An 8113-nucleotide genomic window follows, 5' to 3' on the forward strand; every position below is an offset into this window, starting at 1 on the left:
CTGAAAATCGATAAGGTGTATCGAGATTTTGGCATTGCTGGCGAGTCCAAACTGACTGCCGATGAAATCTTCCAACTAGTTTGGGAACGGAATGAGGTGACATCGGCGGGACAGTGGCAGTTACAGCGGAACTATTATAAGGGGGAAGATCGATTGGAAGTAGTGGCTGTTTATGGTAGCGATAAAATCGAGTGGCTCAAGGCTTTGGGCTGTTTTACTGAGATTATCAATTATCGAACTAAGGTGTTTATTCCGGTAGATACTGCGGTTGAAATTATTGATAAGTTGATAACTGGTTGAGTGATTAAAATCCCCTGATCGATATTGGGGGATTTGAATCACACGATTGAGTATTAGTGAAGCTAGGAGTTCGGTTGCATGAAAAAAGACAAAGTAGATCTTACGACAATCCGATTAGCTTGCAGAATCGAGTGTCTAGCATATACCAGAAATCGAGAGGTTAAGTTGTCTGGAACTTTTTGTAAATCTGAATCGGATATTTATCAGCAATTCATTATCAAAAATATATATGGTAGAAAGCGGTTGCTTTTCTGGATCGATCGTAAGTTGGGTATTGCCTTCGATAAACATCAAAACTACTTTCTATTAATAGAATAATCTTCTACCCTCTGCCTTCTGCCTTCTGCCTTCATTAGAAATAGATTATGCCAAAAGTCTCGATTATCACTGTGACTAGATTGCGTCCTCAATTATTGTCCCAAGCTATCGACTCCTTGAAAGCTCAATCCAGTCAAGACTTTGAATGGATTGTCATCAACGATGGTGAAGATATTGCTACACGAGACTTAATCTCTAACTCCCAAATCGATTTCACCCATACCTATTTGGAAATGCTGCATCCCGACAAGGGTTTTGGTCTATCCTATGGACGCAATAGAGGGGTAGTAATCGCACAAGGTGACATCGTGACCTATCTCGATGATGACAACACCTTCAAGCCCAATTTCGTAGAGGAAACGATCGCTTTCTTCGAGCATCATTCCCAGGTAAATTATGCTATGCCGATTCAGCAACGCAGACGCGATATTGTCCAGGATGGTGTTGTGGTTAAACGAGGTAAAGAGTTCTTCTCTCCTACTTCAGATTGTACAGTGGAAGAATTAATTAGTCACCAGCAACTCATCGATGGTAACGGATTCGCTCATCGGAACACTAAGGATCTAAGTTTAACTTGGAATCCCGAACTCAAAGTTTATATCGATTATGAGTTTCTGCTTAAATGTATCTGCCATTGGGGAGGAGAAAGCTTTAGGATTAATCCATCAATCTTGGTAGATTATGTCCAAACTAATCAAGGAATGATTGGTAAGTCTAATTATCAAGATTGGGCTAAGGAAATAGAGTGGATAGTCGATCGCCAAGAATTCTATCCTTGTTTGGATGAAAATGATATTTTGACTCTCGTTCTACTAAAAGATAAATATTTCTCTCGCCATCAAGAATTTCAGCAAATAGAAGCATTTGCCGATCGAGCTAAAATGTTAAAATAGAGTTAGGTTAGTTCGATATCGTCAGATTTTGATATTAATTTAGATTGAGAATAAAAACTCATGATAAGCGATCGAAAAAAATGTTGACAAAGTATCATTACCACATCATGCGACCTGCTCAAGGCAGTGCTTTGCTATCAAATTCAAAGATAGTAAATTATCTTGCGACAATCGCTCGATCTAATTCCGACAAATAGCTGAACCGATCTGACTCATATAGAAGATAAACTTGAATCATAAAAGGTCAAAGCTTATCTCTATCAATCGAGATGTATGTATATGTTTGATAAAGATTCAGCCAAAGTTAAATTTCCGTGGGTAGCATTTATCAGTCAACCGATCAGACATCCCACAGCTACGTTAATTATCAATCCGATTAAATTTCAAAAACTTTATACAGTTTGGATGTTGGAAAAATGCTGGAAGTGCGAATCAGAAATGAAAAGCGTTTCCAATTATCATGATTAATAAAAAATGGAGGGATAGATTTGAATTTGCTCTGTACTGGAGTATTTCAATCCTCTGGATCTGTCTAGGTATTCTTTTGACCTACTACTATCAGCATACCTCAGCGGGAATAGATGCTGTAATCGCAAGCGGTCAACAAAAGTATCCAGCTATCTGCTTTGCAGTTGGACTGGGTACTTCGCCACTAATTTCAGTTAATTATTTTGTTAAATTCTTTATTTTTGGATTGGGAATCGTGGCGATTGAAGCTGGATTAATTTAATTTTAAGTCTCAGTTATTTGACCGATCTGATTCTTTGGATTGAAAAGTTATGATAAATCTATAAGCTACTTCAAGATTAATTATGATAATGCAAAGAAAAGAAGCGGCTGAGTATGTCGGTATTAGTGTTGAAAGGCTAGACGGATATCGCAATCGTTATACATTGAGTAGTACTGCTTTGTGGTCTGGAGGCAGGTTTATCAATTATTTCGATATTAAAGATCTAGATCGATTGAAAATTCAAATTCAAACAAGACAGGCTAAACGGGACTTACAAAATCAAGCCTTGACATTAGTTTCGCCAGTAGAAGATCCTCTAGGATCTAACCTCCAAGAAATGGTCAGCCGATATTGCTATTAGGATTGACACCAATTAAAAAAGGGTTTGGTAATTGTTACTAAACCCTTTTTTAATTAGTTGATTTAGAATTCGGGTGTATCGTCAAAGAAAGCATCAGCCAACGCGACAGGAGAACCCACTTTCACTTCGCTAGTTTCAGGTTCAGCATCAGATTCACTAACAACGGCTTCAGCAGCGGCTTGAGCTATTTTGAGAGCTGCTTCAGCTTCTTCCGCTGCTTTTAGTGCCGCTTCAGCCTCAGCTTCAGCAATCAGGACTGCTTCAGGAATGTAATCGGGGTGGTAAGGAATTAAACCCGTACTCCAAAGAGCCAGACTCGCTTCTCTCAACCACTTTTTGAGCCGTCGATTGGTCGAAAATGGAATCCAGTTAGAATCGATCGCCTCACTAAAGGGAATATACTCGCTTAGGATCTTATTCTTGTCTTCTGGAGCAATCAACATCTCTGGAAAGAAAATGGACTGAAATCCATACTTATCTAACAGTGCCTGGATTCTGCCATCAGGATCGAAGCCGCCCCGCTCCCAGCGGATATTTGTCGGGGCACCCAAGTTTTTGACCAAGACATGCGGAATCTTACCCTGAGAAGCCTCAACTGATTCCACGAACAGTTCCAGTGATTCCGGCGTACCATTGGTGATGAAGAAAAATACAATATCGATCGTATTATCGGGATCTGCCAACATTCCCACTACATCATTCTGTTCGATCCAGCGATTGAGGTAGGCAGCCACCTGGGAAGGCATCACAATTAGAACATCCTGCTGTTTGGCAATATCGAAAATTTGGTCGGCCAAAAAGTAATCATCAGCATTACCTGTAAAGGTAATTTGTTCTTGAAGGGTCAGAACTGCCTCTTTTTTCTTAGTGGTAGTCGAATTCTTCCGAGAAACAGTTTGAAGATCTAGATTCTCCGTTACCGTTGTACCATTCCTGAAGCCCTCATACATCGCCTTCCGATACGTCAGCCCCACATTCGGCGTAGACGCATCCGCGTCAATCAGGAAAAATGGATGGTTTGCCGCTGTCATTTGCTCTGCTGCTGTCAATGCCACGGTGGTTTTGCCCATCCCACCCTTCTCACTCAGCATAAATCCAATTGACGTTCTCTTGGGAGTCGTATCGATGACTGGATCTGGAGCTTTAACAGTTTTAATTGCCTTCTTAGTCATAATTATCCAGCTTTTGTAGTTATTTTAGATTGAGATTTAATTACAGATTTAGGTTGAGGTTTAGGCATCAGATACTCCCAAAGGCAGTAAACATCGGCCATCCGCGATTGGCATCCTGCTGGTACATCTAACTTGGGTAAGTTAAATCCGGTGTCGCTATAGTAAATAGGTGTTTTGCCATCTAACTGTTCGCGAGACGGCAATCGACGATCGAAGTAGTAAACTAGTTCATCTCTAAGCACGTCCGCCGCTCCTCCAGAAATCATTACTTCTTCTAGATCGCTGGGTAAATATTCATCTAACCAGTTGAAAATCGCCTGACAGTAGATTTCGTTGGTAGATTCCAGTACCTGAATCAGACGAGTAAGTTCTTCTTCAGCAGCCTGCTCTTCCTTCTGCCGCAGCATCGGCTGGAGAGCAGCCTTATCCTCCTTCAACCAATATTTAGCGATCGCTACACTCAAATCCTCTAACTTGTATCCAGAGGTTCTTTTGACGACTTCCTTGACCCAATTATTGAAGCCCAGGTCACAACTAGCAAAATCACTAACTACTCCATTCTTGGTAATGTAACAAGTTAAATTCCGATGACCTGCCATGAATACGCCAACTTTAGATTGGGGATTGGCAGATTGGCGATTTTGATACAGTTCGAGGATTCCGGCACCTTCTGGGTGAAAGCAAGACCCCACCAGCTTGACATTCATCATCCCCAGTGGCGAATCAAAGTGAGGCAGAAATGAGATCAGTTGCTGTTCCAACAACCGACAATCCGCCAACTCCCCAGGTGGTAACAAACACCCAATCGATAAATTGTATTTTTGCCCTAACTCAAAGCGATGGGCCAGAATCGATATCCCTGCCAAGATCTTGTACACAGCAGCATCGATCTTGAGTGGCTTGAACCGTTGAAAGGCTCCAAACCGTTGTGCCAAGTCGCCAACAGCATAGTAACGATCTTTGACCCCAACAAAACAATATTCGACGGTGGCTCTGGGAGACTTTGCACCTTTACCGTAACTATTTAACTGCCCATCTAAAGTCAAACGATCGATCTCGATTACTTCTGGGGACATGACTACAGAAATCATCACCCCATCACAGATGCCAATGATCTTGGTCAAACTAGCCCCAAGATCGATGACAACTGACATAAGTTTATTTTTAGCCATATTTACCCAGTGAAAATCGAGCGATACCTACTTTGTCATCAACAAGGAAAAATTTGCAGAGGATTGAGGTTTGATTAATTCAAACTCCTCATCTTCATCTTCATCTTCATCTGTATCCCCATCATCTGAATTTGAATCTGCATCGATGCTCCGAAGCTGTTGAGTCGATGGGGGAGTAGAAGGCTGTCCCAAAAAAGAAACTCTCCTGGCTAAACCATCAACTGGCAACGGGATACCCTCAAGACTATAAAGATCGACGATGGAATTAATCTGAGCGATTAATCGATCGATCGACTGATACCCAATCGTCCATAATTCCTTCTCCGATATTTCCTCTTGAGAAAACATCGCTGCGGGTAAAAGGCAAGCAATCAAAGCGTCAGCAATAGTCTCTCGTGATGAAGGAGATTTAGCTAAATAGGCATGAATACTCTTCAGTTGCCCATCACTTTCTCCAAAATCTATGCCGATTTTTCTTCTCGTTGATTGAGCCATAAATTCGTCATTTTAGTGAATTCTATTATCCACTTAGATTTCACTTAATACGAGCGTAATCAGCGTAAATACTGAGAAATATCAGTTATTGCGACCGATCCAAGTCAGCTATCTCAGTAAAATGTTCGCTCGTCGTAGAATATTTCAGTCGTATTGTTGTTAAATTGGCTAATAGTAAGAGCTACCCACATTGATTTCTATTAGTAACCCCATCAAATATTGCTCAATTATTCTAGAATTTACCCGCAATTGTGCCGATCTGAATCTGCTAGTGAAAGCGTAGAATTGAGTGCAGGTTGAAACCGATTGTGAGGCGGGGGAGCCAGCCATGCTACCGTCCGTACAATCGCCTGCGGCAATTTACGGTCGGTGCAGTCTGGTGAGGGCGTTCCCCCCTTCAATCCCCCCTCATGCCAGCCGCAATTGAAGATTTGAAGCTGCGAGGGTTAGCCTCGAAAATCCCGTTTAAAACATATTACTTTGCGTAACAATACCGTCGCGATCTGAATCGGTTCCAAAGTTTTCAAGTAGTCAGCATAATTCAATAGGTAATCATGAGTAAGCAAGAAGAGATTGACATTCTTGAAGGTAAATTTCGGCGAGTAGAAGTGCGAATGAGCGATCGCGAGTTGCGGATTATCGATGCTTCCGCCCAAAAGACGGGTTTAAATCGCTCTGAATATTTGAGAGCGAGAGGATTAAAGCGGGTTTATACAGCCGTTCGGAATATCCCCAATCCAGACTATGAAAACTTGATGTTAAACTACCGCGAACTCAGAGCGCAGGGAAACAACCTCAATCAAATAACCAAAGCAATCCATCTGGCTAAGTTTACAGGGCAGTCGATCGTCATTGATGAAGCAGAACTACGCGCAGCAGTTGAAGCCAACAATCGAGCGACACAGGCAATTTTGAGAGTAGCAGGGTAAGACATGACGATCGCCAAAATTATTAAGGGCAACGGCTTTCGTGGAGTCATGGATTACTTATTAGATTCTGATAAACGACCCCGCATCATCGGTGGCTGTGTCTTTACGGACGTACCTGCCGACTTAGCACGGGAGTTTCGGATGGTGGCAAATCTCCGCCGTTCGGTAACTAAGCCCGTTCGCCACTTCTCAATTTCTTTTTCGCCAAAGGATGGCGATGTCGATGATATTACCAAGGAAGCGATCGCCTTTCGGATTCTAGACGGCTTGGGTTATGGAGAGTGTCAGTTTATCGCGATCGATCATCATCGCGATGACCCTGGACACGATTATGCTCACGACCACGACCACATGCACATTGTTACTAATGCTGTGAGTGTCAAGGGTGAATACGTTAGGGACAGTTTCGACAGGTATCGGATTCAAAAGATTCTCCGAGCAGCAGAGCGAGACTTTGGGCTACGGGAAATTAAGTCGTCTTGGGAGGTTAAACGGGAGAAAGCGCAAGGGATTAACCTAGATTCCGATCTCGCTCGGATCGTTGCTGCTTCACTCAACGATCGTCCTAATCTGGAGACTTGGCTCGACAGGTTGGCTCAGTCCGATATCGATGTCCGGTTCAACCTCAGCATGAGCGATAATGTCATGGGAATTACCTACCTCAAAGAGGGGGAAAGCCATAAGGGTAGCGATCTTGGAGCGAGTTGGGCGGTGGTGAACGATCGGGTATCCGTTACGGCTGAAGATCTTCCGCTGATGCAAGCGACTAATATCAAGAGCCAGGAAAAACCCGTGCGGTTGAGTGAGAGCAATCGGGCGATGTTCGATCGGGCTGTGGAGATGGCTCTGATGAAATTGGGACGTGGCACTAAATTTAAGAACTCTCGTGCAGATATTAAATTGGAAGGGGACACTCTGAGTGTGATTAGAATGCGCCCTCACCGATTGATGTTCAAGGCGAGTAAAACAGATGATGGCTGGGAACCTGTCGGTTTTCCCAATATCGAGCAGCGGGATGTCGAACAACTCGAACGCTTCAATGGGGTGGAGCCAGAAAAGTTTGAGAACGTGGCGGAGCAAGTCTTAGAGCAACCGGATATCTATCCAGTTTTTCAAAGATCCAAGCCTGTAGAAAGCCGGAATCTCAGTCGGGGTATGTCTTTATAAAATACTCGGTCTTTGTTAGTAAGAACTGGCGACGGAGAGGTAAAGGTTGCGAGGATAATTAATACCTAAAAAGTGGTTGAACTTATCAATTCGTAAAGATTTGACTCGTGAACAATGCCCATCTCACTAGCTCAATCTTTATTCGCTTAAAGTCCGATCGAAATAGGCTACGCAATGCGTAGCCTATTTTTAATTCAGTTAGCAATTGAGAGTTTGTACGATTCTCTAAGGGAGAGGCTACGCCAACGAGATTATTACCAAAATTCTAGGGGTAGGGATACAGTAATGAGTTGGGTTGTTGTGAAAGATCGGGAATCTATTAGTAATAACAATCGCCTTAAACGAAGCGTTGTTTTAATTAAACATATCTGTTATCGGACAAATAGAAATGTTAAGATGTAACTAGAAAAAAAAGGCAAGTGAAAACACTTACCTAAACAAAAATAAAATAGTTTTTACATTATAAATGAAAACCTCAAACATTGATACTCAACCATCAATGACTGCTTCTCCATCGCAATCGGAGCAGCGATGCGATTAGCAGCCAGAGGAGTTAGTGGTTCGCTCCATCAATTT

At 42.5% G+C, this 8113-nt stretch carries 9 protein-coding genes and 1 pseudogene; 7 read left to right on the plus strand and 3 right to left on the minus strand.

Annotated elements, in window-relative coordinates:
* The 5 genes and pseudogenes from ACEW9J_RS07530 to ACEW9J_RS07550 all read left to right on the plus strand — a co-directional run.
* A pseudogene (locus tag ACEW9J_RS07530) lies at positions 1 to 300 on the plus strand (hypothetical protein); the annotation flags it as partial.
* A gap of 365 nt (positions 301 to 665) precedes the next feature.
* On the plus strand, positions 666 to 1511 hold the full coding sequence (locus ACEW9J_RS07535) for a glycosyltransferase family 2 protein (protein ID WP_373544516.1): 846 nt from the start codon (positions 666 to 668) through the stop codon (positions 1509 to 1511).
* Positions 1512 to 1790: 279 nt separating this feature from the next.
* Entirely contained in the window at positions 1791 to 1979 is a 189-nt protein-coding gene (locus tag ACEW9J_RS07540) for a hypothetical protein (protein WP_373544517.1), read from the plus strand.
* Entirely contained in the window at positions 1972 to 2241 is a 270-nt protein-coding gene (locus tag ACEW9J_RS07545; protein ID WP_373544518.1) for a hypothetical protein, read from the plus strand. Before ACEW9J_RS07540 ends, ACEW9J_RS07545 begins: the two co-directional genes overlap by 8 nt.
* A gap of 88 nt (positions 2242 to 2329) precedes the next feature.
* On the plus strand, positions 2330 to 2602 hold the full coding sequence (locus ACEW9J_RS07550) for a hypothetical protein (protein WP_373544519.1): 273 nt from the start codon (positions 2330 to 2332) through the stop codon (positions 2600 to 2602).
* A 62-nt stretch (positions 2603 to 2664) separates the two neighbouring features.
* On the opposite strand, the gene ACEW9J_RS07555 is transcribed toward ACEW9J_RS07550, so the two are convergent.
* From ACEW9J_RS07555 to ACEW9J_RS07565, 3 genes are read right to left on the minus strand one after another with little or no spacing between them, the layout of a single operon-like run.
* Positions 2665 to 3774 (minus strand): cobalamin biosynthesis protein CobQ, encoded by a 1110-nt coding sequence (locus ACEW9J_RS07555; RefSeq protein WP_373544520.1) that lies wholly within the window; start codon positions 3772 to 3774, stop codon positions 2665 to 2667.
* Positions 3775 to 3776: 2 nt separating this feature from the next.
* Positions 3777 to 4928, minus strand: coding sequence for a ParM/StbA family protein (locus tag ACEW9J_RS07560; RefSeq protein WP_373544521.1), 1152 nt, complete (start codon positions 4926 to 4928; stop codon positions 3777 to 3779).
* Between the two features lie 45 nt (positions 4929 to 4973).
* Complete coding sequence (locus ACEW9J_RS07565) at positions 4974 to 5441, minus strand: hypothetical protein (RefSeq protein ID WP_373544522.1); 468 nt, start codon at positions 5439 to 5441, stop codon at positions 4974 to 4976.
* Between the two features lie 554 nt (positions 5442 to 5995).
* Between ACEW9J_RS07565 and mobC the strand changes: the two genes are divergently transcribed.
* Both mobC and ACEW9J_RS07575 read left to right on the plus strand, forming a co-directional pair.
* Positions 5996 to 6370 carry a plasmid mobilization relaxosome protein MobC gene (gene mobC, locus ACEW9J_RS07570; protein ID WP_373544523.1) on the plus strand — a complete coding sequence of 125 codons (375 nt, stop codon included), beginning with the start codon at positions 5996 to 5998 and terminating at the stop codon, positions 6368 to 6370.
* Between the two features lie 3 nt (positions 6371 to 6373).
* Positions 6374 to 7537, plus strand: coding sequence for a relaxase/mobilization nuclease domain-containing protein (locus ACEW9J_RS07575; RefSeq protein ID WP_373544524.1), 1164 nt, complete (start codon positions 6374 to 6376; stop codon positions 7535 to 7537).
* The last annotated feature ends 576 nt before the right edge of the window (positions 7538 to 8113 follow it).

It is taken from the genome of Chamaesiphon sp., assembly GCF_041737865.1.
In the GTDB taxonomy this organism is placed as follows: domain Bacteria; phylum Cyanobacteriota; class Cyanobacteriia; order Cyanobacteriales; family Chamaesiphonaceae; genus Chamaesiphon.